The 25,699-nt window shown below is 72.8% G+C and carries 28 protein-coding genes and 1 pseudogene; 13 read left to right on the forward strand and 16 right to left on the reverse strand.

The window, feature by feature from the left end; genetic code table 11:
* Positions 1-171: 171 nt before the first annotated feature.
* Complete coding sequence (locus AB0C02_RS31630) at positions 172-1,278, reverse strand: CapA family protein (protein ID WP_357552801.1); 1,107 nt, start codon at positions 1,276-1,278, stop codon at positions 172-174.
* A 64-nt stretch (positions 1,279-1,342) separates the two neighbouring features.
* Between AB0C02_RS31630 and AB0C02_RS31635 the strand changes: the two genes are divergently transcribed.
* Positions 1,343-2,140 carry an inositol monophosphatase family protein gene (locus tag AB0C02_RS31635; RefSeq protein ID WP_357552802.1) on the forward strand — a complete coding sequence of 266 codons (798 nt, stop codon included), beginning with the start codon at positions 1,343-1,345 and terminating at the stop codon, positions 2,138-2,140.
* Between the two features lie 17 nt (positions 2,141-2,157).
* Here AB0C02_RS31635 and AB0C02_RS31640 read toward each other — a convergent pair whose 3' ends face one another.
* The 5 genes from AB0C02_RS31640 to AB0C02_RS31660 all read right to left on the reverse strand — a co-directional run bounded on the left by AB0C02_RS31640 (position 2,158) and on the right by AB0C02_RS31660 (position 6,161).
* Entirely contained in the window at positions 2,158-3,012 is an 855-nt protein-coding gene (locus AB0C02_RS31640; RefSeq protein ID WP_357552803.1) for an alpha/beta fold hydrolase, read from the reverse strand.
* Entirely contained in the window at positions 3,009-3,902 is an 894-nt protein-coding gene (locus AB0C02_RS31645; protein ID WP_357552804.1) for an SDR family NAD(P)-dependent oxidoreductase, read from the reverse strand. Before AB0C02_RS31645 ends, AB0C02_RS31640 begins: the two co-directional genes overlap by 4 nt.
* Positions 3,895-5,427 carry an NAD(P)/FAD-dependent oxidoreductase gene (locus AB0C02_RS31650; RefSeq protein WP_357552805.1) on the reverse strand — a complete coding sequence of 511 codons (1,533 nt, stop codon included), beginning with the start codon at positions 5,425-5,427 and terminating at the stop codon, positions 3,895-3,897. Before AB0C02_RS31650 ends, AB0C02_RS31645 begins: the two co-directional genes overlap by 8 nt.
* A 117-nt stretch (positions 5,428-5,544) precedes the next feature.
* Entirely contained in the window at positions 5,545-5,685 is a 141-nt protein-coding gene (locus AB0C02_RS31655) for a hypothetical protein (protein WP_357552806.1), read from the reverse strand.
* On the reverse strand, positions 5,685-6,161 hold the full coding sequence (locus AB0C02_RS31660) for a hypothetical protein (protein ID WP_357552807.1): 477 nt from the start codon (positions 6,159-6,161) through the stop codon (positions 5,685-5,687). The genes AB0C02_RS31655 and AB0C02_RS31660 overlap by 1 nt, the downstream gene beginning before the upstream one ends.
* A gap of 45 nt (positions 6,162-6,206) precedes the next feature.
* On the opposite strand from AB0C02_RS31660, the gene AB0C02_RS31665 reads away from it, so the two are divergent.
* A complete protein-coding gene (locus AB0C02_RS31665) occupies positions 6,207-7,199 on the forward strand; it encodes a WYL domain-containing protein (protein ID WP_357552808.1) in 993 nt (330 codons plus the stop codon).
* Between the two features lie 50 nt (positions 7,200-7,249).
* Here the strand turns inward: AB0C02_RS31665 and AB0C02_RS31670 are convergent, their stop codons facing one another.
* On the reverse strand, positions 7,250-8,755 hold the full coding sequence (locus AB0C02_RS31670) for a PLP-dependent aminotransferase family protein (protein ID WP_357552809.1): 1,506 nt from the start codon (positions 8,753-8,755) through the stop codon (positions 7,250-7,252).
* A gap of 29 nt (positions 8,756-8,784) precedes the next feature.
* Between AB0C02_RS31670 and AB0C02_RS31675 the strand changes: the two genes are divergently transcribed.
* The 3 genes from AB0C02_RS31675 (at position 8,785) to AB0C02_RS31685 (ending at position 10,657) form a co-directional block, all read left to right on the forward strand.
* Positions 8,785-9,396 (forward strand): LysE family translocator, encoded by a 612-nt coding sequence (locus AB0C02_RS31675; RefSeq protein WP_357552810.1) that lies wholly within the window; start codon positions 8,785-8,787, stop codon positions 9,394-9,396.
* A gap of 8 nt (positions 9,397-9,404) precedes the next feature.
* Positions 9,405-10,118: a phenylalanine--tRNA ligase beta subunit-related protein gene (locus tag AB0C02_RS31680; RefSeq protein ID WP_357552811.1), complete on the forward strand. Its 714-nt coding sequence runs from the start codon at positions 9,405-9,407 to the stop codon at positions 10,116-10,118.
* A gap of 110 nt (positions 10,119-10,228) precedes the next feature.
* A complete protein-coding gene (locus AB0C02_RS31685) occupies positions 10,229-10,657 on the forward strand; it encodes an archease (RefSeq protein ID WP_357552812.1) in 429 nt (142 codons plus the stop codon).
* 44 nt (positions 10,658-10,701) lie between these two features.
* Here the strand turns inward: AB0C02_RS31685 and AB0C02_RS31690 are convergent.
* Positions 10,702-10,836 (reverse strand): annotated as a pseudogene (locus tag AB0C02_RS31690) (ArsR family transcriptional regulator); the annotation flags it as partial.
* Between the two features lie 447 nt (positions 10,837-11,283).
* Here AB0C02_RS31690 and AB0C02_RS31695 point away from each other — a divergent pair.
* From AB0C02_RS31695 to AB0C02_RS31705, 3 genes are read left to right on the forward strand one after another with little or no spacing between them, the layout of a single operon-like run.
* The gene (locus AB0C02_RS31695) at positions 11,284-12,177 is read left to right on the forward strand and encodes an alpha/beta hydrolase (RefSeq protein WP_357552813.1); all 894 of its coding nucleotides are present in this window, start codon (positions 11,284-11,286) and stop codon (positions 12,175-12,177) included.
* An 18-nt stretch (positions 12,178-12,195) separates the two neighbouring features.
* A complete protein-coding gene (locus AB0C02_RS31700; RefSeq protein WP_357552814.1) occupies positions 12,196-12,861 on the forward strand; it encodes a prolyl oligopeptidase family serine peptidase in 666 nt (221 codons plus the stop codon).
* A complete protein-coding gene (locus AB0C02_RS31705) occupies positions 12,833-13,900 on the forward strand; it encodes an MBL fold metallo-hydrolase (protein WP_357552815.1) in 1,068 nt (355 codons plus the stop codon). Before AB0C02_RS31700 ends, AB0C02_RS31705 begins: the two co-directional genes overlap by 29 nt.
* Before the next feature lie 67 nt (positions 13,901-13,967).
* Here AB0C02_RS31705 and AB0C02_RS31710 read toward each other — a convergent pair whose 3' ends face one another.
* Both AB0C02_RS31710 and AB0C02_RS31715 read right to left on the reverse strand, forming a co-directional pair.
* Positions 13,968-15,386, reverse strand: coding sequence for an RtcB family protein (locus tag AB0C02_RS31710; RefSeq protein ID WP_357552816.1), 1,419 nt, complete (start codon positions 15,384-15,386; stop codon positions 13,968-13,970).
* A gap of 97 nt (positions 15,387-15,483) precedes the next feature.
* A complete protein-coding gene (locus AB0C02_RS31715; protein ID WP_357552817.1) occupies positions 15,484-16,113 on the reverse strand; it encodes a hypothetical protein in 630 nt (209 codons plus the stop codon).
* Between the two features lie 181 nt (positions 16,114-16,294).
* On the opposite strand from AB0C02_RS31715, the gene AB0C02_RS31720 reads away from it, so the two are divergent.
* Positions 16,295-17,161 carry a pentapeptide repeat-containing protein gene (locus AB0C02_RS31720; RefSeq protein WP_357552828.1) on the forward strand — a complete coding sequence of 289 codons (867 nt, stop codon included), beginning with the start codon at positions 16,295-16,297 and terminating at the stop codon, positions 17,159-17,161.
* Positions 17,162-17,263: 102 nt separating this feature from the next.
* Entirely contained in the window at positions 17,264-17,500 is a 237-nt protein-coding gene (locus AB0C02_RS31725) for a preprotein translocase YidC (protein ID WP_357552818.1), read from the forward strand.
* A gap of 20 nt (positions 17,501-17,520) precedes the next feature.
* On the opposite strand, the gene AB0C02_RS31730 is transcribed toward AB0C02_RS31725, so the two are convergent.
* The 3 genes from AB0C02_RS31730 to rnhA form a co-directional block, all read right to left on the reverse strand.
* Positions 17,521-17,733: a ferredoxin gene (locus AB0C02_RS31730; protein ID WP_357552819.1), complete on the reverse strand. Its 213-nt coding sequence runs from the start codon at positions 17,731-17,733 to the stop codon at positions 17,521-17,523.
* Positions 17,734-17,748: 15 nt separating this feature from the next.
* Positions 17,749-18,969: a cytochrome P450 gene (locus AB0C02_RS31735; RefSeq protein WP_357552820.1), complete on the reverse strand. Its 1,221-nt coding sequence runs from the start codon at positions 18,967-18,969 to the stop codon at positions 17,749-17,751.
* 84 nt (positions 18,970-19,053) lie between these two features.
* Positions 19,054-19,530: a ribonuclease HI gene (gene rnhA / locus AB0C02_RS31740; protein WP_357552821.1), complete on the reverse strand. Its 477-nt coding sequence runs from the start codon at positions 19,528-19,530 to the stop codon at positions 19,054-19,056.
* A gap of 110 nt (positions 19,531-19,640) precedes the next feature.
* On the opposite strand from rnhA, the gene AB0C02_RS31745 reads away from it, so the two are divergent.
* Complete coding sequence (locus AB0C02_RS31745) at positions 19,641-20,750, forward strand: serine hydrolase domain-containing protein (RefSeq protein WP_357552822.1); 1,110 nt, start codon at positions 19,641-19,643, stop codon at positions 20,748-20,750.
* Positions 20,751-20,768: 18 nt separating this feature from the next.
* Here the strand turns inward: AB0C02_RS31745 and AB0C02_RS31750 are convergent, their stop codons facing one another.
* From AB0C02_RS31750 to AB0C02_RS31760, 3 genes are all read right to left on the reverse strand, one after another.
* Complete coding sequence (locus AB0C02_RS31750; protein WP_357552823.1) at positions 20,769-21,983, reverse strand: lycopene cyclase family protein; 1,215 nt, start codon at positions 21,981-21,983, stop codon at positions 20,769-20,771.
* Positions 21,984-22,097: 114 nt separating this feature from the next.
* On the reverse strand, positions 22,098-23,054 hold the full coding sequence (locus tag AB0C02_RS31755; RefSeq protein WP_357552824.1) for a DUF1152 domain-containing protein: 957 nt from the start codon (positions 23,052-23,054) through the stop codon (positions 22,098-22,100).
* Between the two features lie 9 nt (positions 23,055-23,063).
* The gene (locus AB0C02_RS31760) at positions 23,064-24,329 is read right to left on the reverse strand and encodes an MFS transporter (protein ID WP_357552825.1); all 1,266 of its coding nucleotides are present in this window, start codon (positions 24,327-24,329) and stop codon (positions 23,064-23,066) included.
* A 79-nt stretch (positions 24,330-24,408) separates the two neighbouring features.
* Between AB0C02_RS31760 and AB0C02_RS31765 the strand changes: the two genes are divergently transcribed.
* Together AB0C02_RS31765 and AB0C02_RS31770 are read left to right on the forward strand one after the other, a co-directional pair.
* Complete coding sequence (locus AB0C02_RS31765) at positions 24,409-24,930, forward strand: pyridoxamine 5'-phosphate oxidase family protein (protein ID WP_357552826.1); 522 nt, start codon at positions 24,409-24,411, stop codon at positions 24,928-24,930.
* 185 nt (positions 24,931-25,115) lie between these two features.
* The gene (locus AB0C02_RS31770) at positions 25,116-25,490 is read left to right on the forward strand and encodes a hypothetical protein (RefSeq protein WP_357552827.1); all 375 of its coding nucleotides are present in this window, start codon (positions 25,116-25,118) and stop codon (positions 25,488-25,490) included.
* The last annotated feature ends 209 nt before the right edge of the window (positions 25,491-25,699 follow it).

Consider the following 25,699-nt stretch of genomic DNA (forward strand, 5'->3'; position numbering starts at 1 on the left):
CTGACCTGGTCGCCCAGTACTGGAACAGCTGACCCCGCTTGAACGACACGTTGGCCGGCACCCCGAACCCGGGGTGCCGGCCAGCGGCGTCTTGCGGATCTTGGAGAGTTGCCGTTCGAGGCGAACGGCAACCCTCCAAGATCTGGAAGTGAACGTGACGGGGCGGGCCGCTCACTCCGTACCCAGGGTGATCAGGCCGTCGTCGGCGAGCGTGAACCGGGTCCGGCAGGGCGTGCCGAGCCCGTCGAGCAGTTCCGTCAGCCAACGGGCCTCGTCCGGGGCGGCCGGTTCGAGCCGCATCCGGCGCATCCGCACCGGCACCAGGCGCAGCCGGCGCAGCTCACCGGTGTCCAGGTCGAGCGTGGGCAGGTGCAGCAGCCGCAACTGCGGCCGGTACGACTCCTGCCCGCCGATCCCCTCGTAGTCGTCGATCAGGTCGCCGCAGCCGTACAGGACGAGCCGCCCCCGGTACCGTTCGATCGGGCGCGGGTGATGCGACGAGTGGCCGTGCACCAGGTGCACCCCAGCGTCGATCAGCGTGTGCGCGAAGCGGACGTGTTCCGGCGGCACCTCGTACCCCCAGTTCGAGCCCCAGTGCACCGAGACCACCACCAGGTCCCTCGGGCCGGCCTCCCCGGCGATCCGTTCGGCGAGCGCGGCGGCCGACGCCGCCGACACGTCCGGCAGGTACGCCACCCCGGGCCGCCCGTCGGCCGCGGCCCACTGCGGGTACACCCCGCTGGAGGTGGCGCCGACCGACCAGAGGAGCAGGCGGTGGCCGTCGGGAAGCGGCACCACAGCCGGCCGCCACGCCTCGTCGGCGTCCCGACCGGCGCCCGTGGTCCGGATGCCGGCCGCATGCAGGGTGTCGAGGGTGTCGGCCAGCCCGGTCGGGCCGAAGTCAAGGACGTGATTGTTGGCCAGCGCGCACACGTCGAGCCGCGCGGCGCTGAGGCAGGCCAGGTTCGCCGGGTGCATCCGGTAGTGGATGTCCTTGCCGGGGGCGTACTCGCCGCGCCCGGTCACCGACGTCTCCAGGTTGACGATCCGTACGTCTGGGCGCAGCGCGTCCAGCAGGCGCAGCGCCTCGCCCCACGGCCACTCGGGCGGGGCCGGTCGCGGCACCGGACCGTTGACGGACTCCGCCAGCTCGATGTATCGGCGGGCGTCGGTGACGGCCGGTTCCCGCAGCGCGGGCGGCCCCGGGTGCGGCAGGATCTGGTCCACGCCCCGGCCGGTCATCACGTCGCCGGCGAGGAAGAGGGTCACCTCGGCCATGACCGTCGTGTTCCCGCCTCGGGCGTTTGCGCACCTCCCGAGCCAGCCGGTCTATCCTGCCAAGATGTCGATCATGGACCGTGACGTGGCGGTCGCCGCGGCGGAGGCAGGTGCGGCCGTGGTGCGGTCCCGGTACGGGGCGTCGCTGGCGCGCGTGGACAAGGGCGGGGGCGACTTCGCCACCGCCGCCGACATCGAGGCGGAACAGGCGATCCTCGACGTCATCCGGGCCGCCCGGCCGAACGACGCGGTGCTCGGGGAGGAGAGCGGACGCACCGGGCCCACCACCGCCAGCCACACCTGGCTGGTCGATCCGCTGTGCGGCACGCTGAACTACGCGGCGCGGATGCCGCTGGTCGCGGTGAACGTGGCCTTGCGCACCGGTACCGGCACCATGGTGGCCGCCTCAGCCGACCCGTTCGCCGAGGAGGTGTTCTGGACCGACGGCGGCCCGGCCCAGGTCCGCCGCGACGGGGTGGACGAGCCGCTCGCACCGTCCGCCGAGTCGCGGCTGGTGGACGTCAACCTCGACCCGCCGTTTCCGAACGGTCCCGCGTTCCAGGCCGCCCGGTTGCTCGCGCACCCGGAGTTCGTGACGCGGTTCCGGCCGCGGGTGGTCTCCACCACCCTCGCGGTGGCCTGGGTGGCCGCCGGGCGGCGCGCGGCGTACGTGACCGACGGCGACCTGCGGGACAGCGTGCACTTCGCCGCCGGGATCGCCCTGTGCCAGGCCGCCGGTTGCGTGGTGACCGACATTCGGGGCCGGCCGCTGCACACCGGCGCGGGCGGGCTGCTCGTGGCCGCGGACCCCGACACGCACCGCGCTCTGCTGGCCCTCGTCCGGGAACAGTTCGCGGGATGAGTCGGCGCGCCGACCCGCTATCCGGCGGCGGGGCGCGACCAGAACTCCGTGACCAGGGCGTGGAAGGCCGCGGCCCGCTCGATCTGCGGCATGTGCCCGGTGTCCTGGAACAGGTGGCAACGAGCCCTCGGCAGCCGGGCGCGGGCGTTCGCCAGGTGGCTGGCCGGCAGGATCAGGTCCTGGTCGCCCCAGACGACCAGCGTGGGCAGGTCCAGCGCGGCCACCGCGGTGAGCAGTTCCTCCCGCCACCCCGGTCGTACGCCCCGCCAGGTGCCCAGGCTGCGGACCAGTTCCAGCATCACCCGGGCGGCGTGCGGCTGCCGGGCCACCGCGAGGGCGGCGGCGATGCGCTCCTCGGTGGCGTACGCCGGGTCGTGGAAGATTACCCGCTCGGTGCGGCGGGCGATCGCCGGGTGCGGGCGCAGCAACAGCCGGCCCAGCGGGCGCAGCGCGAGCAGCCGCAGCGCGACGGTGACCTCCCGACCGAAGCCGGCGCTGTTGACCAGTACCAGGCTCGCTGCCCGGGCTGGTTCGTCGACGGCGAGTCGCATCGCCACCGCCCCGCCGAGGGAGTTGCCGACAAGGTGCGCCGGGCCGGTGACCCCGGCGGCGTCCAGGGTCTCGGCGACGGCCGCGGCCAGGGCGGGGAGGGCGTGCGGCGGGTCCAGCGGCGCGCTGCCGCCGTGGCCGGGCAGGTCCACGCTGATCACCCGGTGGTCGCGGGCCAGCAGTTCGTGCTGGGCGGCGAAGTCGTCGAGGGTGCGGCCGATGCCGTGCAGCAGCACCACCGGCGGGCCGTCGCCGGTGATCCGGCAGCGCATCCGGCGGCCGGCCACGGTCAGGGTGTCGGCGGGCGGCGGGGCGACGGTCACGATGCCCGGTCCGACTCGGGCGTCACCGGCTCTGGCGCGGGCCACGGCGCCGGCGCCCGGGTGCCGCGCCGGTTCGTCGCGAGCGCCAGGACCTTCCCGTACGAGGCGGGGGCGACCCGGGCGAGCAGGTCGGGCAGCTTCGCCGACCAGCCGATCAGCACCCGGCCCCGGCGGCGCTCGATGCCGCGCAGGATCACCTCAGCGGCCTTCGCCGGGTCGATGGGGAGCAGCTTCTCGAACTGCCTGCGGGCGGCCTCGAACTCCACGCGGGGTACGCCGCTGCCCACCCGGGCACTGGCCGCGATGCGGGTCCGGATGCCGCCGGGATGCACCGAGGTGACCCCGACGCCGTCGTCGACCAGTTCGTGCCGCAGCGCCTCGGTGAAGCCGCGGACGGCGAACTTGCTGGCCGAGTAGGCGGCCTGGCCGGCGGGCGCGATCAGCCCGAACAGGCTGGAGATGTTGACCAGGTGAGCGCCCGGCTCGGCCTTGAGCGCGGGCAGCAGCGCGTGGGTGAGCCGAACCACGGCCCGGAAGTTGATCTCGACGACCCAGAGGAACTCCTCCAGGGTGACCTGGTCGAACCGGCCGCCCAACGCCACCCCGGCGTTGTTGACCAGCAGCCGGATCCGGGGGTGCCGCCGGCGCAGCTCGGCGGCCACCCGGTCGGTGGCGTCGGCGTCGGCCAGGTCGACCAGATGGGTGTCGATCCGCCGGTCGGGGTGGGCGGCGCGGATCGCGGCGACCACCGCGTCGAGCCGCTCGGCGTCCCGGTCCAGCAGGACCAGGTCGGCGCCGCGCCGGGCCAGCCCGTGCGCGAGGGCCGCGCCGATGCCACTGGCCGCGCCGGTCACCACCGCCGTGCCGCCGGGGAAGACGAAGTCACGCATACGGAGAGTTCCTCTCGCCTCGGGCGACGGGTGCGGTGGGCCGGGCGGCGTCGACCACACCGGTGGCGGACGCGCCGGCACGGGAGAAGCGGACACCGGCGTCGGTGAGCCGGCCGTGCCGCATCAGCAGCACGTCCCGGGGGTAGTTCTGGTGCAGCCGCCAGGGCGCCCTCGGGCCCTGCTTGGGCAGCCGGTCGACGGCACGCAGCACGTACCCGGACTTGAGGTCGATGATCGGCGCCAGCTCGCCGGAGTCGGGAGCCAGCGGAGTGACGATCTGCTGGCCGGTGGCGTCGAGGTGGCGCAGCAGCCGGCAGACGTACGTGGCCACCAGGTCCGCCTTGAGCGTCCACGAGGCGTTGGAGTAGCCGATGGTCATGGCGAAGTTGGGCACGCCGGACAGCATCATGCCCTTGTAGGCCACCGTCCGGGCGAGGTCCACCTCGACGCCGTCCACGGTCACGGCCATGCCGCCGAGGGCGAGCAGGTCGAGACCGGTGGCGGTGACGATGATGTCGGCGGGCAGTTCCTCGCCGGAGCCGAGCCGGATGCCCTGCTCGGTGAAGGTGTCGATGGCGTCGGTGACCACGGAGGCGCGCCCTTGGCTGACCGCGGTGAAGAGGTCCCCGTCGGGGACCACGCACATCCGCTGGTCCCAGGGGTCGTAGCGGGGCACGAAGTGCCGGTCGATGTCGTACCCGACCGGCAGCCGGCCCTGGGCTGCCCGGCGCAGGAACCTCTTCACCAGGCCCGGGGCGCGCCGACTGAGCTGGAAGGTGGCCACCCCCATCAGCACGTTCTTCCAGCGCACCACCGGGTACGCGGCCTTCGCCGGGAGCCAGCGTCGCAGCGCGTCGGCGAGCGGGTCGCGCGAGGACAGCGCGATGACGTACGTGGGTGAGCGCTGGAGCATGGTGACGTGGCCGGCCCGCTGCGCCAGCGCCGGGACCAGGGTGACCGCGGTCGCGCCGCTGCCGATCACCACCACCCGCTTGCCGGTCCAGTCGAGATCCTCCGGCCAGTGCTGCGGGTGCACGAGCCGGCCGGTGTACCGGTCGACGCCCGGGAACTCGGGTGTGTAGCCGGAGTCGTAGCGGTAGTAGCCGGCGCAGGTGAACAGGAACGCGCAGGTCAGGACGACGTCCTCGCCGGTGTCGTCGCGGTGGGCGTGCACGGTCCAGCGGGCGGTGCCGCTGTCCCACTCGGCGCGGAGCACCCGGTGGTGGAAGCGGATGTGCTCCCGTACCCCGTGCTCCCTGGCGGCCTCGCGCACGTACTCCCGGATGGCCTGGCCGTCGGCGATCGCCTTCGGGTCGGTCCACGGCTTGAACGAGTAGCCGAGGGTGAACATGTCGGAGTCGGAGCGGACGCCCGGGTAGCGGAACAGGTCCCAGGTGCCGCCGACGTCGTCGCGGGCCTCGAGCACCGCGTAGGTCTTGCCCGGGCAGTCGCGCTGCAGGTGCACGGCGGCGCCGACACCGGAGAGCCCGGCACCGACGATGAGCACGTCGACGTGGTCGGCCATGGCGTCTCCGATTCGGGCGGCGGTGCCCGGACAGTACCGCGCCGACGCGCGACCGGCGAACGCGGCGCTCGGCCGGCGACGACCGGGAGCCGCCGAGCGGCACCACCGGCCTGACCGTCAGCCGGTCCGGCCGTCGAAGAACGAGCGGGGCACTGAGATGCCGGGGAACTCGTCCCAGTCGTCGCTGCCGACGTGCCGCTTGGTCAGCCGCCGGTTGGTCACGTCCCAGGTGCCGACGAAGAAGTCGAAGTCGCCCATCAGCGGCCCACCGGCCCCTCGGCGCGGGTGTCGGCCAGGTAGCCGGCCAGGTCCGGCTCGTCCGGGGCGAGCACATGGCGGATCCAGGCGCTGCGCTCGTGCTCCAGCACGCCCAGTTCCCAGACGCAGCCCACGCCGGGGCGGTCCAGCGGGACGAAGTGCGCGGGATCGTCGTCCGGGCAGTCCAGCGCGGGCTGGCCGGCGACCGCGATCCGGCACTCCACCACGTTGTCCCAGAACCAGCTGTACGCCAGCAGGTACGCCCCGCTGTCGCCGCCCCGGTGCAGCACCACCCAACTCGCCGGTGGGGTCCTTCCGTCCGGTGCGGGCAGCAGCTTCGGCAGGTAGGCGTACGCGGCCTCGACCACGGCGGGTTCGAGGCGGCGGTCGGGCTGGTCGATGTGGTAGCGCTTGACGTGCCGGCTGGCGACCTCGACGGCCCGCGGCACGGTCAGTTCCTTGTCGTGGAATGCCATGTCCGTGACGGTAGGACCCGTCCCCTGACAACTACTGTCAGCGGAATGCGTGCCAGTCGCCTCCTGTCGATCCTGCTGCTGCTCCAGGCCCACGGCCGGCTCACCGCCGCCGAGCTGGCGCGCCGCCTCGAGGTCTCGGTCCGCACCATCTACCGGGATGTCGAGTCGCTGCACGCCGCCGGCATCCCGCTGTACGGCGAGGCCGGCCACGCCGGCGGCTACCAGCTGGTCGACGGCTGGCGGACCCGGCTGACCGGGCTCACCGCCGAGGAGGCTGACCGCCTGCTCTTCGCCGGGCTGCCCGGGCCGGCCGCCGAGCTGGGCTACCAGTCGGTCGTCGCCGCCGTCCAGCTGAAGCTGCGGGCCGCGCTGCCGCCCCCGCTCGCCGACAGGGCCGCCCGCCTCGAACAGCGTTTCCACCTGGACACCCCGGGCTGGTACTCCGACGGCGACCCGTCGCCGTACCTCGCCCCGACCGCCGACGCGGTGTGGCGGCAGCACCGGGTCCGGGTCCGCTACCGCAGCTGGACCGGCGAGGTGACCCGGATCCTGGAGCCGTACGGGCTGGTGCTCAAGGGCGGCCGCTGGTATGTGGTGGCGGCCCGCCCGGACCGGGCCGAACCGGCCACCTTCCGGGTGAACCAGATCCTCGACCTGACTCCGCTCGACGAGCCGTTCGAACGGCCCGAGTTCGACCTGCCCGGCTGGTGGCGGGCGCACGTGGCGGACTTCCGGGCCCGGTTGCACCGGGACGAGGCGACGATCCGGCTCTCGCCGCGCGGGCGGGAACGGCTGCGGGAGATCGCCACGGATCCGGTGGTCGCCGCGGTGGACGCCACGGCCGGCCCGCCGGACCAGGCCGGCTGGGTGTACGCCGTCATCCCGATCGAGTCGCTCACCCACGCCCACGGCGACCTGCTGCGGCTCGGCGCCGAGGTGGAGGTCCTGTCCCCCGCCCCGCTACGCGACCGCCTCGCCACCACCGCCGCTGCCCTCGCTGCCCTCTACCGCCCCCACCCCGCCCCTTCCTGCCGTTGATCAAGGGGTTTGCGTCAATGTTGATCTCCTCGCAGACGCAAACTCCTTGATCACCGGCGCGCGCCGAAGGGGTTGGGGTGGTCAGGGAGGTCACGGAGGGCTGCGGCGATGGTGGCGACGCCGCGCTCGATGTCGCCGGCCGGGTTGGCGGCGTAGCCGAGGACCAGGCCGGGTGGCTGCGGCAGCTGCCCGTGCCAGGACAGCGGCTGCACCTTGACACCCCGGCGCAGCGCCGCGGCGGCCAGCGTGACGTCATCGACGCCGGCGTCGAGGGTGACCATCAGGTGCAGGCCGGCGGCGGCGCCGTGCACGACCGCCCCGGGCAGGTGGTCGCGGATCGCCCGAATCATCGCGTCCCGGCGGCGTACGTGCCGCCGGCGCAGCAGCCGCAGGTGGCCTTCCAGCGCGCCGGAGTCCATCAGCTCGGCCAGCACGAGCTGCGGCAATGCCGCGTTTCCGAGGTCGGCCATCCGTTTGGCGGCCACCAGCGCGGCGTGGAGCCGGGGCGGCACCAGCACCCAGCCGATCCGCAGTGCCGGGGCGAGCAGCTTGGAAACACTGCCGGTGTAACAGACCCGCTCGGGGAGCATGCCGCGCAACGCCGGCACGGGCGGCCGGTCGTAGCGGTGCTCGGCGTCGTAGTCGTCCTCGATGACCAGGCCGCCCCGCTGCGCCCAGCGCAGCAGCCGGCGGCGCCGCTCCCCGTCCAGCACCACCCCGGTCGGGAACTGGTGGGCGGGGGTGAGCATCACCGCCTGGGCGCCGCTGGCCTCCAGCCGGTCGACGCGCAGGCCGCGCCCGTCGACCGGGACGGGCGGGGTGTCCAGCCGCCAGTTGCGCAGGTGCTGGCGTACGCCGAGGGAGCCGGGGTCCTCCACGGCCACGGTGTGGACGCCGTCGGCGTGCAGCACCTGGGCGAGCAGGCCGAGCGCCTGGGTCACCCCGGCGACGATCACCACCTCGGCCGGGTCGACCCGGATGCCCCGGTTGCGGGCCAGCCAGGTGGCCACCGCCAGCCGCAGCGCCGGCGTGCCGGTCGCGTCGCCGTACCCGAAAGCGGCGGGCGCGAGGCGGTGCAGCACCGCGCGTTCCGCACGTAGCCAGGCCGCGCGGGGAAAGGCCGCGAGATCGGGTACGCCGGGCGTCAGGTCGAGCTCCGCCGGGGCGGTACGCAGCGCGTCGAAGATGTCGGTGCCCGGCCGGCCGGTGAACACCTCGGCTGGGGCGGGCGGCCGTGGTGCGGGGGTGGCCACCGCGGCGGGCGTGGCCACCACGACGGTGCCGGCCCGGCCGCGCCCCACCACGTGGCCGTCCTCGGTGAGCCGCTGGTACGCCTCGGTCACCACCCCCCGGGAGACGCCCAGTTCGGCGGCGAGCACCCGGCTGGCCGGCAGGCGGGCGCCCACCGGCACCCGCCCGTCGGCGATGGCGGCGCGCAGCCGGGCGGCGAGCCAGTCGGCGCGCCCACCGGGCGGGGCCTGGCCCACATCGAGCTGGAGGAAATCTGCGCCAGCCGTTATGGACTCCTCGACCGGCGTCGGTTTGGCCCTGTCCACGGGTCCATTGTGAGCGCAGGCTGGTGCGTGTGAGCATCGCTTTTCTGCTGACCACGCTGGTCGTGGTGGCCACCCCGGGCACCGGGGTGGTGTACACGCTGTCCACCGCGCTCAGCGCGGGCCGGCGCGCCGGACTTCTCGCCGCCGTCGGCTGCACGATCAGCCTCGTGCCGCATCTGGCGGCGGCGGTCACCGGTCTGGCCGCCGTGCTGCGCGCCGGCACCCCGGCGTTCCGGGTGGTGACCTGGCTGGGGGTGGCGTACCTGCTGTGGATGGCCTGGTCCGCGTTGCGCGACCGGGGCCCGCTGCCGTTCGACGAGGGCCACCCGCCCCGACCGCCGGCCCGGGTGATCCGCGACGGGGTGCTGGTGAACCTGCTCAACCCGAAGGTGACCGTGTTCTTCGTGGCGTTCCTGCCGCAGTTCGTGCCTCCGGACGCGCCCGCGGCCACCAGCCGGATGCTGCTGCACGGCGGGGTCTTCATGTTGATCACGCTCGGCGCCTTCGCCGGCCTCGGTGTGCTGGCTGGCACGCTGCGGCGTCGGGTCCTCGCCCGGCCCCGGCTGATCGCGCTGCTGCGCCGTGGTTTCGCCGGCAGCTTCCTCGCGCTGGGCCTCGGCCTGGCCCTCACCGCCCGTTAGGAGCCCACGTGCGTTTCCGGCATTCCCCGCAGGTCTGGTCGGCCTTTCCGGAGCTGGTCTGCGGCGTCCTGCACGCCACCGGCGTCACCCCTGCCGTCGACGTCGGCCCGCTGCTCGCCCGGCACGCCGACACCGCCCGGGCCCGGCTCGCCGGCGGCCCGGAGGGCGGCTTCCCGGAGATCCAGGCGTGGCGGCGGGCCTTCACGCGGATGGGGCTGGCGCCGACCCGCTACCGGTGCGCTGCCGAGTCACTGCTGCGTCGCTTCCGCCGCGACGGCTCCCTACCTCGGCTGCACCCGCTGGTCGACCTGGGCAACGCCCTCTCCCTCGGGTACGCCGTGCCGGTGGCCGTCCTCGACGTCGACCGGATCGCCGGCGACCTGGCGGTGCGACCGGCGACCGGCGACGAGACCTACCTGACTCTCGACAGTGGCGACGACGAGCGCCCCGAGCCGGGTGAGGTGGTCTTCGCGGACTCGGCCGGCCGGGCGCACTCCCGGCGCTGGACGCACCGGCAGAGCGGCTGGTCGGCGGTCCGCGACGACACCGTCGAGGTGTTGGTGGTCGTCGAGGCGCTGCACGACGGCGCGGCGGAGATGGTGCCCCGGATGCTCGCGGAACTGTCGTCGGCCCTGGAGGACGGGTGGCGAACGTCGGCCCGGACGGCGGTGCTGACCTCCGACGCGCCGGTCTTCTCGACGGCACGGGCGGCGGCCGGCTGAGGACACGCCCGACAGCGGCTGCCGGCGGGCGCGTCGGTCCGCGCCGACCCGGCCTCGCCGAGCTGCGAGAAAACCGGTGGGCGGCCGACCGGTGGCGGCATGATCAGGTCATGGAGCGACGACCGGCGCGGGGGCACCGGAACGTGCCGCACACCGCCGACGTGCGGATCGAGGCATGGGCGCCGGACCGGGAAGGCTGCGTGGCCGAGGCGGTGACCGCGATGCTCGACGGCTTCGTCGACATCGCCGGCGCGGACGCGGCCGCCGAGACCCAGTTCGCCGTGCCGCCCGGCGACGACGCGGACATGCTGGTCGCCGTCCTCGACGAAGTGATCTTCCGGCTGGAGACGGCGGGCGTGCTGCCGCTGGCCACCGAGGTACGACCGGCCGACGGCGGCGGGCTGCTGGTGCGGTGGTGGACCGTGGACGCCGACGCGGTGGAACTGGTCGGCGCGGTGCCCAAGGCGGTGGCCCTGCACGAGTTGCGCTTCGGACCCGACCGGGACGGCTGGTCCTGCGCCGTGACGCTCGACGTCTGACCACCGGCTCCCAGTAGTCCAGGCCCAGTAGCTCCGGGCAAGGTCAGCGAGTACACCGACGACCGCCACACCGACCGGTAGTCCACCAGGCCGCAGTCACACCGACACGCCAGATGCTTCGACACCGTCGGCTACGCCAGACCCAACTCGCCCGTCAGGTCCACCCCCCGCGCCGACCCCGCCGCCGCCTGACCGGCACGGACGGCATTTCCGCAGGTACAGGCGGCGCTGGTTTGCACGATCGGGTCTCGGGAAGACTCCTGCGCTGATGTTACCCGCATCACCGTCCCGGTTCTGATCGTGCAAGGCGTTCAGGCCCGGATCATGCCGCCCAGCGCCACCGTTTACCGCCTGCTCGTCATGCTGGCTGACTCCCGCCGTGCTGTTGATAGCGGACGCGGGCACGCGATCATCTGGCGTACGGCCGGGCTCAACCAAGCCCCCTCGTTGGCTTCTTACGAGCCTTCCGAACGCGCGCCGCTGCGCGACGTGCAGTCAACATGCGGATTCCGCCGCCTCTCCGGTGCGGATTCGCTCGGGCCATGAAGCACACCCACGTGGGACTCGGCCAGGGTCATCAGTACCGCAGGCAACCCCGCAGCAGAACTGAAAAGGAGGTGATTCAGATGCCTACCACCGACAACGGCACCAGCTCGGCACACCACGACAACTCGTACTCCAGCCTGCCAAACAGAATGGTCAGGGGCGCGAACGGCATCGACTACGCGTACCGCGACACTGCTCCGAACACCGACGGCGGCGTGCCGCTCATTCTTCTGCAGCACTTCCGCGGAAACCTCGACAACTGGGATCCAGCGCTGATCGACACGCTGGCCTCGGCCCGGCGTCTCATCACTTTCGACAACACCGGCGTCGGCAGCTCCACCGGGACGACACCGAACACTGTGGAACAGATGGCACACGATGCCATCGCCTTTATCACCGCCTTGGGCATCGACCAGACCGACCTCCTGGGGTTCTCCATCGGCAGCTTCGTCGCACAGCAGGTTGCATTGATCAGGCCGGCCATCGTAAGAAGGCTCGTCCTTGCATCGGCAGCCCCGCAGGGCGCTGCCGGCATGCACGGCTGGGCCCCCGACGTCATCGGCGCCGTCGGCAGACCCGAGACCAGCCCGGCCGAATACCTCGGAGTTTTCTTCGCCCAATCCTCGTCGAGCCGACAGGCCGGCCAGGAGGCCCTGCGGCGCATGTATGCCCGAACCGAGGACCGGGACGCGGCAACGAGTTGGGCGACTCGTGAAGCGCAGTATGACGCGGTATGCGCGTGGGGAATCCCCGATCACGCGAAGCTCCAGCGGCTCAGCTGCCTGGAGATGCCGGTGTTCGTGGCGAACGGCGATAGCGATCCGATGATCCTGCCGCACTACTCCTACCTGCTTGCCGGCCTGATTCCGCAGGCTCGGGTAAAGATCTATCTCGACTCGGCGCACGGATTCATGTTCCAACACCACACGGCGTTTGCCGCTGATGTCGAGGCATTCCTCGGCGACCCTCACTAGCGGAGGAAGGGCAGCTCCATGAGTTTCGCGGCGGCCGGCACGCACATGATCGTTCTGCCGGGCGGCGGGTACGCCGAACACGCCGCGCACGAAGCCGAGCCGGTGGCCAGGTGGCTCGGCGACATAGGCGTGCAGGTCAACGTGTTCCGCTATCCGCTCAATGTCCGGCACCCGGAACCACTCAACGCGCTGCGCGCGGAGATCGCCCGTCGGCGGGCGCGGGGTGTGCAGCGCATCGGGCTCATAGGATTCTCAGCGGGAGGCCATCTCGCCGGATTGGCCGCCCTCGCACCAGGCGCCGCGCCCGACGAGACGGTTAACTTCGCGGTACTTGGTTACGCGATCACCTCAATGGAGACCGAGACCTATCGACCCGCGCGGCTGATCCTTCTCGGTGAGGACGCCAGCCCCGAACTGCGCCGATCGACTTCGCTGGATTCGCTTGTCCGGCCTCAGTCGCCGCCGTTCTTCGTGTGGCACACCGCAGAAGACCCGTCCGTCCCTCCCGAGCACACCTATCGCTTAGCATCGGCGCTCGCAGCCAACCGGGTTCCCCACGCAGTGCACGTGTTCGCCCACGGCCCGCACAGTCTTGGCCTCGCTCAAAGTGCTGGCGAGACCGCGATCTGGACCACGCTCGCCAAGGAATGGATCCTTGAACAGGCAGCGGCACCGCCAAGATGATCCGAAGGCCGTTCAGCCCCGCGAACTGCTTGCGGGCCGCCTGCAGACGGCCGGGTCGGCCGCGACGCAGTCGACATACCGATACTCCCGCCGCCGCGAGATGGAGTTTGACCATCAACCCAGGGGGAAAGCGACCTCGGCTTGGCTGTGCGCCGGAGCCTGCGGCTGCCGGGAGGAAACGATGAGCCTTGACTTTGACGTATTCGTGGTGGATCCGAAGCCGATCCCGAGCGCGGTGCCGGGTTTCGAGGAGGCGGTCGGCCCAGCGACCTGGCCGCCAAGCACCTCGACCCTGATCAGCGATGATGGCAGTGCCCTGCTGGTCGACTGCCTCATCACCATCCAGGAGGGGCAGGACCTCGCAGCCTGGGTGAAGGCTCACGGCAGCGAGCTCAAGTACATATACATCACGCATCCCCACGCCGATCACTTCCTCGGGCTTCCGGAGATACTGACGGCATTCCCGGAAGCCAGGCCGACCGCCCTGGCCGAGTCCATCCCCGGGATGGAAGAGCAGATCTCACCCGGGTACATGCAGATCTGGGGCGGGTTCTTCCCGGGACAGCTCACCGGCAAGCCCCTTTCGCCAGCGCCGCTGGCGGATACCACGCTCTGCATTGGAGGCTCGAGGGCTACCGTGATCCCCGTCGGGACCACCGACACCGGGCACTCCAGCGTCGTCCACGTTTCCGACCTGAGCCTGATCGTCTCCGGCGACGTTGTCTACAACCAGACGCACATGTGGCTAGCGAAATCTACACCCGATTCCCGTGCCGGCTGGGCCCGCGCTCTGGATGCCGTGGCGGCGTTGGAGGCCGACACTCTCATCGCCGGCCACCGCAACCCCCGGGCCATCGACGACGACGCCCGCCGCCAGATCGGCGAAAGCCGCCGATATCTGGCCGATTTCGAGGTAGCGCTGGAACGCAGCTCCACCCCGGCCGAGCTCATCGACCGAATGACGGCCGTCTACCCGGACCTGGCGAACCCATACAGCCTGTGGTTCGCGGCCTTCGACCTCCTGCGCACGAGAACCTGAGAGGGTCAGGGCGGAACGCCGAGCCCAAGGAGACCATGAGGCCAGCCCGAACCTTCGTGGTCGCGGGTCAGCCTTTCACCACGCCGACCGGCACGAGCCGGGCCACCCGCCGGCAGAGTCCGGCTCCCTCGGTGGCCTCGATGACGGCGTTGATGTCCTTGTACGCGGTCGGCATCTCCTCGGCCAGCCCGCGCCGGGATTTGCCCCGTACCGCGATGTGCCGCGCCTCCAACTCCCGGCGCGGATCATGCCCACCCACCGCCTTGGTGGCCTGCTTGCGGCTCTGGGTACGGCCGGCGCCGTGGCAGCTGGAGGCGAAGGCGGGCGCCCCCGGCGTGCCGACCAGCACGTACGAGTCGGTGCCCATCGACCCGGGGATCAGCACCGGCTGCCCGACCGGACGCAGGTCCTCCGGCAGGTCCGGGTGGCCCGGCGGCAACGCCCGGGTGGCGCCCTTACGGTGCACGCAGAGCCGCCGCTGACCGCCGTCCACGCCGTGAGTCTCGATCTTCGCCAGATTGTGCGACACGTCGTACACCAGGCTGAGGTCGCTCCCGACGAGCCGCTCGAAGACCTGGCGGGCAGCGTGGTGCAGCAGTTGCCGGTTGGCCCGCGCGTAGTTCGCCGCGGCGGCCATCGCGCCAAGGTAGGCCCGCCCCTCGTGGGACGACACCGGCGCGCAGGCGAGCTGCCGGTCGGGCACGTGGATGCCGTACCCGGGCATCACCTTCTCCATGGCGTGCACGTAGTCGGTGCAGATCTGGTGGCCGAGCCCGCGCGACCCGCAGTGGATCATGACGCAGATCTGCCCGACCCGTAGCCCGAACGCGTCGGCCACCGGCTCGTCGTACACCTGCGCCACGGCCTGCACCTCGAGGAAGTGGTTCCCCGAGCCGAGGCTGCCGACCTGGCCCGCGCCCCGCTGCACCGCCCGCTCGCTGACCTGGGCCGGGTTCGCGTCGTCGACCGCGCCGTAGTCCTCGCACCGGTCCAGGTCACGCTGCACCCCGTAGCCGCGCTCGACCGCGTAGCGGGAACCGCCGCGCAGCAGGGCGTCGAGTTCCGTCCCGTCGGCCAGGTGCCACACCGCGCCCTTGCCCATGCCGCGCGGGGTGGCCTCGCTCAGGCTGTCCATCAAAGCGTCGAGGCGGGGGCGCAGCTCGGCGCGGTCGAGGCCCGCGGCGAGCAGCCGCACGCCGCAGGAGATGTCGAAGCCCACCCCGCCGGGCGAGACCACTCCGCCGGCCTCGACGTCGGTGGCGGCGACCCCGCCGATCGGGAAGCCGTAACCCAGGTGCACGTCCGGCATGGCGTAGGAGGCGCCGACGATGCCGGGCAGGGTGGCCACGTTCGCCACCTGCTCCAGCGACCGGTCCGCCCCGGCGTCCGGCAACAGCGACCGGGACGCGAAGACCACGCCCGGCACCCGCATCGGATCATGCCGGTCGATCCGGAACCGGTACGGCGACTCCTCGACCAGCTCCATGACGCCCGGGCTACCCGGTTCGAGGGCGGCTACACCGGCCCGGCGATCGTGACGATGGGGGTGATCGCGGCCCGCAGCGCGGGCGCCGCGCCCCGGCTCACTTCTCCAGGAAGATCGAGGCCCGGTTGATGTGCACGACCTGGACCGCGAAGGCGGCCAGTACCACCACGATGCCGATCCCGATCGCCACGCCGGGTGCGGCACCGGACAACCCGGCCAGCAGGGTGGAGCCGAGCCCGATCAGCAGCGAGTTGACCGCACCGACCAGGGCGGCCGTGGTCAACAGCAGTTGCCACCGACTCCGCGAGCTGCCCACCGCTGCCGCGGCCGCCCGCATGCCGCCCTCACCCACCACGGCGTCTGCGAAGAAGTCCTCGTCGCCGGCGAAGCGCCGGTGATACCAGGCGCGGATGCGCTGCATCCGCTGCAGGTCCAGCGAGTTCTCCACCGTGCTCTGCACCAGCCGGGCGAAGGTCAGCAGCCCGGTGATCACCAGGGTCGGCAGCACCGCGCCGAGGTACGGCTTGAGCAGGTGGCCGCTGCTGGAGACGAAGCCCAGCCCGATCAGCGCGGCGGAGAGCATCGACATGAAGATCGTCGCGCGGCCCACCGACTCGGTGATGGTGGCGCTGCGGGAGGTCTGGAGCACGAAGTGTTCGGTGCTGGCGGCGGTGAGCAGGGCCTGCTCCCGCGCGTCCTCGTCCATCTCGCCGCCCCCCTTCCTCACCGCTACGATACGGATTCACACCGCGCCCCTGGGCAAAACGGACGCCGCGGGTCCGTCCACCCCGGCGGCCGGCCTCCTGCCGCGGCCCGGAGAGAATGGCACCCCGGGCGCGGCCGGTCACGGCCGGCGGTGGCGAGACGACGGGAGGCCGGGCAGGGTGTCCGAGGCAGCGGAACGGCACGTGGCGGCAAGCGGGGGGCGTGAGCTGCGGGCCGACTGCGCCCAATGCTTCGGGATCTGCTGCGTCGCGCCGGCGTTCGCCGCTTCCGCCGACTTCGCCATCGACAAGCCGGCCGGCCAGCCCTGCCCGAACCTGCGCGGGGACTCCCGCTGCGGCATCCACCGCGACCTGCGCCAACGAGGCTTCCCCGGCTGCACGGTCTTCGACTGCTTCGGCGCGGGCCAGCACGTCGCGCAGGGCACCTTCGGCGGGCGGGACTGGCGCGGCGACCCGGCGATCGCCCGGGGCATGTTCGACACCTTCGCGGTCATGCGGCCGCTGCACGAGCTGCTCTGGTACCTGACCGAGGCCCTCGCGCTGACCCCGCCCGGGCCGCTGCGGGACGACCTGGCCGCCACCCTGACGCAGACGTGGCGACTCACCGACGGCAGCCCGGACGAACTGCTCGCGCTGGACGTCGACGCGCACCGGGACCGGGTCAACCGGCTGCTGTCCCGGGCCGGCGAGCAGGCCCGGGCCGGACAGGCGGGCGCGGACCGACGTGGGGCGACGCTGATCGGGGCAGACCTACGCCGGGCCGGGCTGTCCGGGGCGAACCTACGCGGGGCCTGCCTGATCGGCGCGGACCTACGCGAGGTCGACCTGGGCGCGGCGGACCTGACCGGTGCCGACCTGCGGGGCGCCGACCTGCGCGGCGCCGACCTGGGGCGGTGCCTGTTCTTACACCAGTCGCAGGTCGACGCCGCCCGCGGCGACCAGCGGACGGTCCTGCCGCCGGGCGTACGCCGCCCCGCGCACTGGTCGCTGGCGATCACCCCGGTGCGGCCCCCGCGCGGGCGGGCCCCCGCTGCACGCCGCCGGCGCTGACGGCCCGCCGCCGAGTGCCTTCCGGCCGCGGCGGCACGTTTCGGGGCCCAGGAGCCGGGTAGCCGGAGTCGGCGTCACGTCGCACCGACAGGAGGCGGAAGGGTGGAGTATCGGGCACGCCAGGGCGAGCAGCCGATCGATCCGGCGCACGCCGAGGACGAGGCCGGCCAGGCCCGGCTGGTCCAGGTCGACGCGGACACGGACGTACCGGCGCCCGAGCCGGGCACACCGAAGCCGGACCTGGTCACCGAGGACGACGGCTCCGGGGTGGCCGGTGGGTCGTCCGGCAGCAGCGCCGGTGGCTCGTCCATGCCGACGCACCCGGACGCGCCCCGCTGACCCAGCCAGCAAACGTGGAGTTACCCGGCCCGGGGCGGCGGGGCGTCGAGGCGGATCGCACCGGCCGGGCACAGGTCGACGGCCCGCCGGACCCGGTCGACCACGTCCGGGGCGGGCTCGGCGAAGCGGAGCAGCACGAGGCCGTCCTCGTCGTCCTGGTCGAAGACCTCCGGCGCGGTCACCACACAATTGCCCGACCCGCAGCAGCGGTCCCGGTCCACCCGTATCCGCATGGCCACCTCCTCGCCTTACCAGGCCACGGGCAGCGCGTCGAGGCCGTACACGACCGAGGCGTCCCGGGTCGACAGCCGCCCCGCCTCGTCGGTTAGGCGTAGCCGCGGGAACCGTCGGGCCAGCTCCACCAGGGCGATCCGCAGCTCCGCCCGCGCGAGCGGCTGACCGATGCACTGGTGCACGCCGAAACCGAACGCCACGTGCTGCTGCGCCTGCCGGTACGGGTCGAACTCGTCCGCCCCGTCGAAGACGCCCGGGTCGCGGTTGGCCAGGGAGATCACCGCGATCACGCCCTCCCCCGCCCGGATGCGCTGCCCACCGATCTCGACGTCCGCCGTGGCGAGCCGCCCCAGACCGCTGCGCACGATGCTCAGACAGCGCAGCAGCTCGTCGACCAGACCGTCGGCGTGCCCGGGGTCGTCGCGCAGGGCGGCGTACCGGGCCGGGTGCCGCAGCAGCAGCAGGGTGCTCAGCCCGATCATGTTGGCGGTGGTCTCGTGACCGGCGATGAGCAGCAGCACCGCCATGCCGACCAACTCGTCGACGGCCAGCTCACCCGTGTCGACCCGGTCGCGGGCCAGCCGGCTGAGCAGATCGTCGGTGCGGTCGCCGGCGGCCACCTTCGCCTCGACCAGCCGGTGCAGGTAGTCGCGCAGCTCCCGCACGTGCCGCTGGACGCGTTCCGGTGGCGTGTCGCGGTCGATCAGCGTCCGGCTGCGCTCCTGGAAGAAGTCGTGGTCGGCGTACGGGACGCCGAGCAGGTGGCAGATCACCATCGACGGCACCGGCAGGGCGAAGTGCGCCACCAGGTCGGCGGGCGGGCCGGCGTCGCGCAGCTCGTCCAGGGCCCGGTCCACCGTCTGCCGGATCAGCGGTTCGATCCGCCGCACGTTCTTGATCATGAACTCGGCGGTGAGCATCCGACGCAGCCGGGAGTGCTCCGCACCGTCCATCCGGATGAAGCCGCCCCGCCGGTTGTCCGGACCGGGGGCCAGCTGCCGCAACAGGGGGAAGCCCGGACGGCTGAGGTCGGCGCTGAAGTCGGGATGGCGCAGCAGTCGCCGGACGTCAGCGTGCCGGGTGACCAGCCAGGCGGTCGCGTCGGTGGGCAGCCGGACCCGGGTGACCGGCCCGGAGAAACGGTGCCGCTCCGCCGCGTCCAGCGGCACCAGCGGATCGCGGTCGAGGTTGATCGGCGGCCACAGCGGCAGGTCGGTGAGCGGCGCGACGGTCACGCGAACACCTCCGGTAGCGACTGTCCGTAACGGCATCGACCCGCCACGTTACCCATCGACCGGGTTCGACACAACCCGTCGCCGTCAGCGGGCGGCGACCGCCTCCGCCCGGGCCTCGGCCATGCCCCGGTTGGCCAACGCGTCGGCCCGCTCGTTCTCCGGATGCCCGTTGTGGCCCTTCACCCAGAGCCAGGTCACGTCATGCCGGACGCAGGCCGCCTCCAGCCGCTGCCACAGATCGGCGTTCTTGACCGGCTGCTTCGCCGCGGTCAGCCAGCCGTTACGCTTCCACGACGCCAGCCAGCCGGTGATGCCGTTGCGCACGTACGTGCTGTCGGTGTGCAGACGCACGGTGACCGGCCGGGTCAAGCTCTCCAGCGCGCGGATCGCCGCCGTCAACTCCATCCGGTTGTTCGTCGTCGGCGTCGCCTCGCCACCGCACAGCTCCCGCTCGTGGTCACCCCAGCGCAACACCACACCCCAACCACCCGGGCCGGGGTTGCCGCTGCACGCCCCGTCGGTCCAAATCTCCACGACCCGACCGGTCGCCGCCTCCACCATGCCGGCAACCTACCCGGTACGCCTACCGACCGGACCAGCCGACCCACCCGCCCCGCCACCGACGGTAATTCCCACGACACCGGCACGGCGGCCTGGCAGGGTGGGCGGACGTGGACGGACACTGGGACGGCCTGCGGGCCGAGGTGCGCAACACGATCGACGAACTGGTCGCCTCCGGCCGGGAGACCGGCGTGCAGGTGGCCGCCTACCTGGACGGGCAGCCGATCGTGCAGGAGCAGGCCGGCCTGGCCGACGCCACCACCGGTCGGCCGCTCACCGCCGACACACCGGTGCACACGCTCTCCACCGGCAAGGGACTCACCGCCACCGTGGTGCACATCCTGGCCGAACGGGGACGACTCCACTACGACCTGCCCATCGCCGAAGTGTGGCCAGAGTTCGCCCGCCACGGCAAGGACCGGATCACGCTACGACACACCCTCACCCACACCGCCGGGCTGCCGGCACTGCCGGCCGACATCACCGCCGCGGACTTCACCGACTGGGAACGGATGTGCACGCTGCTCGCCGACGCCGAACCGAGGTGGGCCCCCGGCGAACGGCTCGCGTACCACGCGTGGACATTCGGCTGGCTCGTCGCAGAGGTGGTCCGGCGGGTCACCGGCCGACGGATCTCCCAGGTGCTCGCCGACGAGGTGGCCGGGCCGCTCGGCGTACCCGACGAACTCTTCCTCGCCGTGCCGGAGGCCGACCTGCCCCGGCTGGCCCGACTGGAGGACGCCGGCCTGTCGGCCATGATCGCATACGCCAGCGCCAACCTGCCGAACTTCGACGCGGTGGCCCCGCCCGGCGTCCGACCCGACGCGACGATCGGCAGCCGCCCCGACGTGCTCCGCGCCGACGTGCCCGCCGTCGGCACGATGAGCGCCCGCGCGGTCGCCCGGATGTACGCGGCACTGCTCGGCCCGGTCGACGGCGTACGCCTGATCTCGCCCGAGCGGCTCCGCGAGGTGTCGGCGGTGGCCGTCCGCGCCGAGGACTGGGTGTTCGGGCAGGAGGTCACCTTCGGCCTCGGGTACGCGGTCGACGACGGTTCCTTCGGCACCGCCGGCAGCGGCGGCAGCCTCGCGTTCGCGTACCCCGAGCTGGGGCTGACGGTGGCGGCGGTGCGCAACCGGCTCGGCGCGGGCGACGGCGACCCGATGGAGCAGCTGCGGCTGCTGGTCCGGGACACCGTGGCCCGGGAACTCGGCCGGTAACGGCGGTCGGGCCGCGCCCTACTGCGGCACCCGGTCGCGGCGAAGCCGTCCGCGCAGCCGGTCGGCGGCGTCCCCCAACACCGCACCGGTCATCGGCACCAGCGGACTCGACCGCATCACCGCCAACTCCTCCGCCGGCGTGGTGACGCCGTCGAGAAACCGCAGCACCCGCTCCGGCGGATTGCGCTCGAACAGCCGCGCGAAGAACTCCACCCCACCGACGTGCCCCCGATCCAGGGCACGCAGCGCCACCGCGTCCAGCCACCGGTGCCGCCCGGGATACGCGGGCGCCGGCACCGGCGGCCGACCGGCCGCGAGGGCCCGGGCGACCTGGTCGGCCTGCCGCAGCATGGCCGAGAACGTGAAACCGGTCGACGGGCGGGTGGCGCCGCCGGCGGTGCCGAGCCGAACCACCCGGGGCGACGGGCGAGGCACGAACGGGCCATCGGTCATCGGAATGACCCCGTTCTCCACCTCGCGCACCCGCAACGCGGCCAGGTCCAGGCCGAGCAGGCCGGCGTACCCGCGCAACGCCACGTCGTACGCCGCGTCGGTGAGCACCGCCGGGGAGAACTCGGTGTACTCGACCAGGGCGTACCGATCGTTGACCGGGAGCACGTAGCCGAAGGAGACGCCCCGGGCGGGCTGCGGCGTGCGCAAGTCCATCAGCACCGCCCGGCCCGGGTCGAAGGTGGGCCGCTCGGCCGCCAGCCACCAACCCCGAAAATGCTGCAACCAGTTGGTCCGCCCGGGCCGCCGCGGCGGGCGGGGGCGGGAGTCGAGCACCCAGCCGGCCCGCAGCAGCACCCGCCCGTCCGGGTCGTGAACGGTCACCCGCTGCCCGTCGTCGTGCAGAGCGCCGACCGGCGCGCCGATCCGTACCGCGCCCAGTCGGCGCTCGGCCGCGGCAGCCCGGTCGTAGACCGGGGCCGAGCGCAGCATCGCGTACCGCAGCGGGGCGAGCGGCAGGACGCGGCGGCCGGCGGGCGTGACCACATCGACCCGCGACCAGCTGGCGCTCAGCACCGGGTCAAGGTCACCGCCGGGGGCACCCCAGAACGCCCAGGTACGGTCCTGGCCACGCTTGCGCACCGGGTCGACCACGGCGACCCGCAGGCCGGCGACGCCGTGCCGGTCCAAGGCCGCGAGCACCAGGGAGGCGGCGCCACCCCCGCCCACCAGCGCGAGGTCGACGTCGACGGGTACGCGGTTCACCCGGCCACGCTGCCACACCTCTGGCCCACGGCGCCAGCACCGTTTGCCCCGATATGCGGCGAGCAAGCGACAGGCCGACATGGGAGGAGCGGAGCACGAAGATCCACGACCCGTCGACGCCTCACCCGACGGTCAGTGCGGGAAGGCCCGAGGGATGCGTCGTTCGACATCCTCGCGAAAGTCCTCGATCCGGGACGCCACCTGTCGCATGCCGACGGTGTGCTCCAGCCGGTCCAGATAGAGCGAGCGGCGGGCCAGCCCGTCAAGCTGGAAACTGAAGTAGATCGCCATCAGCGGGTTGACGAACAGGACGCTGCCCCGGGTCCGCCGGGTGACATGCACGTCACCGTCAGCACCCCGGGTAGCGGCGGCGATCTGCCCGTGCACGATGCTGGGCCTCAGCGGGGTGGCCGCCTGCCCGTACGCGACGGCGTCCCGATACAGCTCGGCCTCCCGGCTGGTACGCGGGATCGACAGCGCGCCCAGGTAAGCCCCGTCCCGATCCAGCGCAGCGATGTTCTCCAGCACCTGGGTGTGGTTCACCCCGTGGTACGCGTCGATGCCAAACCCGAGGCAGACCACCAGCTTCACCGGCACCTCGAGCCCGGCCACCGCGGCGAGACTGGTCATGTCCTCGACCGGGGTGCCCAGGCCGGCCTCGTCGCCGCACATCAGGATGTCGGTGCCGCCGTCGACCAGCACCACCGCGTCCACGCCGAGCGCGTCGACCAGGTGCCGATAGGCGTTCCGCAGCGGCTGCACCCCGACCTTCGGGAAGGCGTACACGGTGGACGGTAGGCCCTGGGCAGCAAGCCAACAGGCCAGCGCACGCTCCGGGAAGTAGTCGTCCGGACCGGCGGTGTCCGGGGTGACAGCGGCGACGTCCTGCGCCGCCCAGACGTCCAGGTCGAGCAGCTCGAGCTGGGTGAAGGAGAGGTTGGCCAGGTGGACCGTGTGACCGGCTTCGCGCAGCGCCACGGCGAGGGGGATCCCGGCATACACGTCGAAACCGCCGCCCGCGCCGGCGATCAGCACGGTGCGGGCCGGCTCCAGCGCGGCGAACAGCGGCGGTACGGACAGCAACGACACTGGGGCTCCTCAGGCGACACTCGCCGGGCTTTCCGGCGCTGCGGGGGCAGGATCGGTGTACGCGGCGGCGACCGTCGCCCGGTCGAAGACCCGCCAGGTCATCGCGATCACCGCCAGCGCGACCACAAACCCCACCCAGTACGGCGCGGTGATCCCGAACCGGTCGGCGACCACCCCGCCGAGCAGCGCACCCAGGCAGTTGCCACCGGCGGCGAGGAACAACGTCGTGCTGCCCACCCGGCCCTGCAGGGCGGGCGGGGTCAACCGCTGCCGCAGCGAATTGGCGACCATGTTCCACAGCGCGCCGTGCACCCCGAACGCGAACAGCGCCGCACCGACCACCACCGCGCTGCGTGAGGCGGCCAGAGCCAGATGCAGGCCCGCCTCGATCACCAGGCCGATCCGCACCGTCCAGGTCGCGGTCACCACGGCGACGAGCCGGTCCCCGACGGCCGAGCCGAGCAGCCCGCCGACCGCCATACACGTGAACAGCACGCCGAAGCCGACCGAGCCGAGACCCAACCGCTGGGTGGCCAGCAGCACCAGCACCGCCAACGCGGCGGTGAGGGTGACGTTCAACAGCCCGATCAGCAGGGTCATGGTGCGCAGCAACCGCTGCGAGAGCAGCCAGCGGAACCCCTCGGCCACCTCCGCGCGCACCGAGCGGCGTTCGCCCGGCTCCGGCGAGCCGCGGTATGTCCCGGCGACCAGGCCGACCAGCACGGCGCTCAGCGCGTACGTGCCGGCGTTGACACCGAACGGGATGGCGGCGGCCACCACGAACAGGAACCCGCCGAGCGGACCGGCGACCATGTTCTGCATGACCTGGGTGCCGCCGCCCAACCAGCCGTTGGCCCGTTCCAGACGCGACCGGGGCACCACCGCCGGCACGACAGCCTGGGCGGCGGTGCGGAACACCACCTCGCCGGCGTTGACGACGAACAGCACCGCGTACAGCAGCGGAATCCCGGCCCGGCCGGTGACCATCGCGGCGGCCAGCACCGCCAGGACGGCCACCCGCGCCCAGTCGATCACCACCATGAGCCGACGCCGGTCGACCCGGTCCACGAGCACCCCGCCGGGCAGCGCGAACAGCAGCCACGGCAGCCACGCCACCGCCGCGCCCATCGACACGATCAGCGGATCGTCGGTGCGCGACGCGACGTACAGCGGCGCGGCCACCATGGCCATCCCGCTGCCCAGCGCCGACATGGCGCTCGCCGCCCACAACCGCGCGAAGCGCCCGTCCAACCGATCCCCCGCGGTCCCCGTCACGGCCAGCGAACCTACCAGGGCCGGCGGCTCCCGCCGACCGGGTTATGCCGAAGGCAGCCGCCGGATGGGAAGATCACCCATGCCCGTTACCAGCCCCTGGCTTGCCGGTCCCTCCCCCACCGCCCGCCTCGACCGCGACCGGCTCGAGGAGCGCATCCTCAACCTGCTGTCCGCACAGAACATGTGCGTCCTGGCCACCACCGGTCCGGACGGCCCCCTCGCCACCCCGGTCCGCTACTTCCACCTCGACTTGACGGTGATGTTCACCGCCGTGGCCAACTCACCGAAGATGCGCAACATCGCCGCCGACGCACGCGTCTCCATCGGCATCTTCGCTCCACTGGTCGGGCAGGCCAGCAGCCGTGGGGCGCAGGTCTTCGGCCGGGCCCGGGTACTCCACCTCGGCGACCCGGACTTCGAGCACCACTGGCCCGCGTACCGGTGGCAGTCCGACCACGTGGAGCGGTCCCGGTCGTTGGACGAGCCGCCGACCGGGCCGCTGGTCGTGGTGCCGGCGGACCGGATCGTGTACACCGAGCACTGGCTGCGCCGCGAGGGGTACGCGCCCCGCCAGTTCTGGCGGGCCGCCGAACCTGGGTGACCTCGGGGTCGGGCATCGCACCATCACCCGGCGCGGCCGGCATCCACCAGGGCCGCGCCCAGCGCGGTACGCCAGTAGAGCGCCTCCCGCCCGGACCGGCGCTTGGTCACGCGAGCTCGGTTCGCACACGGGCTTGAAGTGGTGGTCGCGGCGTGCCAAGCTGGACGGCTTCCTAGGAGGCGGCGATGAAGCGATTGCGGCGACCCCGGGCCGGTGCCCTCGTACTCCTCACGGTGCTCGCGGTCGGAGCGGTGCCGGTGGCACGCGATCTACTCTGGCCGATCACCGAGAAGGTTTCCGTCGAGGCGTACGACAGCACCGACGACCCTAACGTGATCGTGGCGCTCGTCGAGGCCCACCCCGACTTCGTGGTGCACCGAGCGACCGCGCAGGAGAATGCCGGCACGGTCATCCTGCACGTCTCGATGCGTTCGCCCTCGCGGTCGTGGTCGGGCGGTGACCCCGCCGAAACCCGGTCCGTCCGGATCCGGCTGGACCGACCCCTCGCCGGCCGCGAGGTGCGCGACGGCTGGCTCGGCACGCCTGTCCCGAAGCGCTGACTCGCTCCTCCCCCGAGACACCGGGCTTCTTGCCGTGTGTGAGGTGGTGCGTCACCACCGCTAAGGCGTCCTAGGAGGCTAGCTGGCCGGTGTGCGTCCCCGAGCCGCCGGCCAGCTAGTGCCGTGACCACGAACGTTCACGGTGTTGGGGTCAGGCTGCTTGAGTAGCGGGTTGGCCCCAGCGTCGTTGTCGTTCGCTGCGGATGCGG

The organism is Micromonospora sp. NPDC048999 (assembly GCF_040649295.1).
In the GTDB taxonomy this organism is placed as follows: Bacteria; Actinomycetota; Actinomycetes; order Mycobacteriales; family Micromonosporaceae; genus Micromonospora.

Coding starts and splice junctions, on each gene's coding strand:
- AB0C02_RS31700 (WP_357552814.1), top strand. CDS start 12,196: ATGAGTTTCGCGGCGGCCGGCACGCACATGATCGTTCTGCCGGGCGGC.
- AB0C02_RS31650 (WP_357552805.1), bottom strand. CDS start 5,427: ATGGCCGACCACGTCGACGTGCTCATCGTCGGTGCCGGGCTCTCCGGT.
- AB0C02_RS31645 (WP_357552804.1), bottom strand. CDS start 3,902: ATGCGTGACTTCGTCTTCCCCGGCGGCACGGCGGTGGTGACCGGCGCG.
- AB0C02_RS31765 (WP_357552826.1), top strand. CDS start 24,409: ATGCCCGTTACCAGCCCCTGGCTTGCCGGTCCCTCCCCCACCGCCCGC.
- rnhA (WP_357552821.1), bottom strand. CDS start 19,530: ATGGTGGAGGCGGCGACCGGTCGGGTCGTGGAGATTTGGACCGACGGG.
- AB0C02_RS31685 (WP_357552812.1), top strand. CDS start 10,229: ATGGAGCGACGACCGGCGCGGGGGCACCGGAACGTGCCGCACACCGCC.
- AB0C02_RS31695 (WP_357552813.1), top strand. CDS start 11,284: ATGCCTACCACCGACAACGGCACCAGCTCGGCACACCACGACAACTCG.
- AB0C02_RS31655 (WP_357552806.1), bottom strand. CDS start 5,685: ATGGGCGACTTCGACTTCTTCGTCGGCACCTGGGACGTGACCAACCGG.
- AB0C02_RS31665 (WP_357552808.1), top strand. CDS start 6,207: ATGCGTGCCAGTCGCCTCCTGTCGATCCTGCTGCTGCTCCAGGCCCAC.
- AB0C02_RS31635 (WP_357552802.1), top strand. CDS start 1,343: ATGTCGATCATGGACCGTGACGTGGCGGTCGCCGCGGCGGAGGCAGGT.
- AB0C02_RS31770 (WP_357552827.1), top strand. CDS start 25,116: ATGAAGCGATTGCGGCGACCCCGGGCCGGTGCCCTCGTACTCCTCACG.
- AB0C02_RS31730 (WP_357552819.1), bottom strand. CDS start 17,733: ATGCGGATACGGGTGGACCGGGACCGCTGCTGCGGGTCGGGCAATTGT.
- AB0C02_RS31630 (WP_357552801.1), bottom strand. CDS start 1,278: ATGGCCGAGGTGACCCTCTTCCTCGCCGGCGACGTGATGACCGGCCGG.
- AB0C02_RS31710 (WP_357552816.1), bottom strand. CDS start 15,386: ATGGAGCTGGTCGAGGAGTCGCCGTACCGGTTCCGGATCGACCGGCAT.
- AB0C02_RS31660 (WP_357552807.1), bottom strand. CDS start 6,161: ATGGCATTCCACGACAAGGAACTGACCGTGCCGCGGGCCGTCGAGGTC.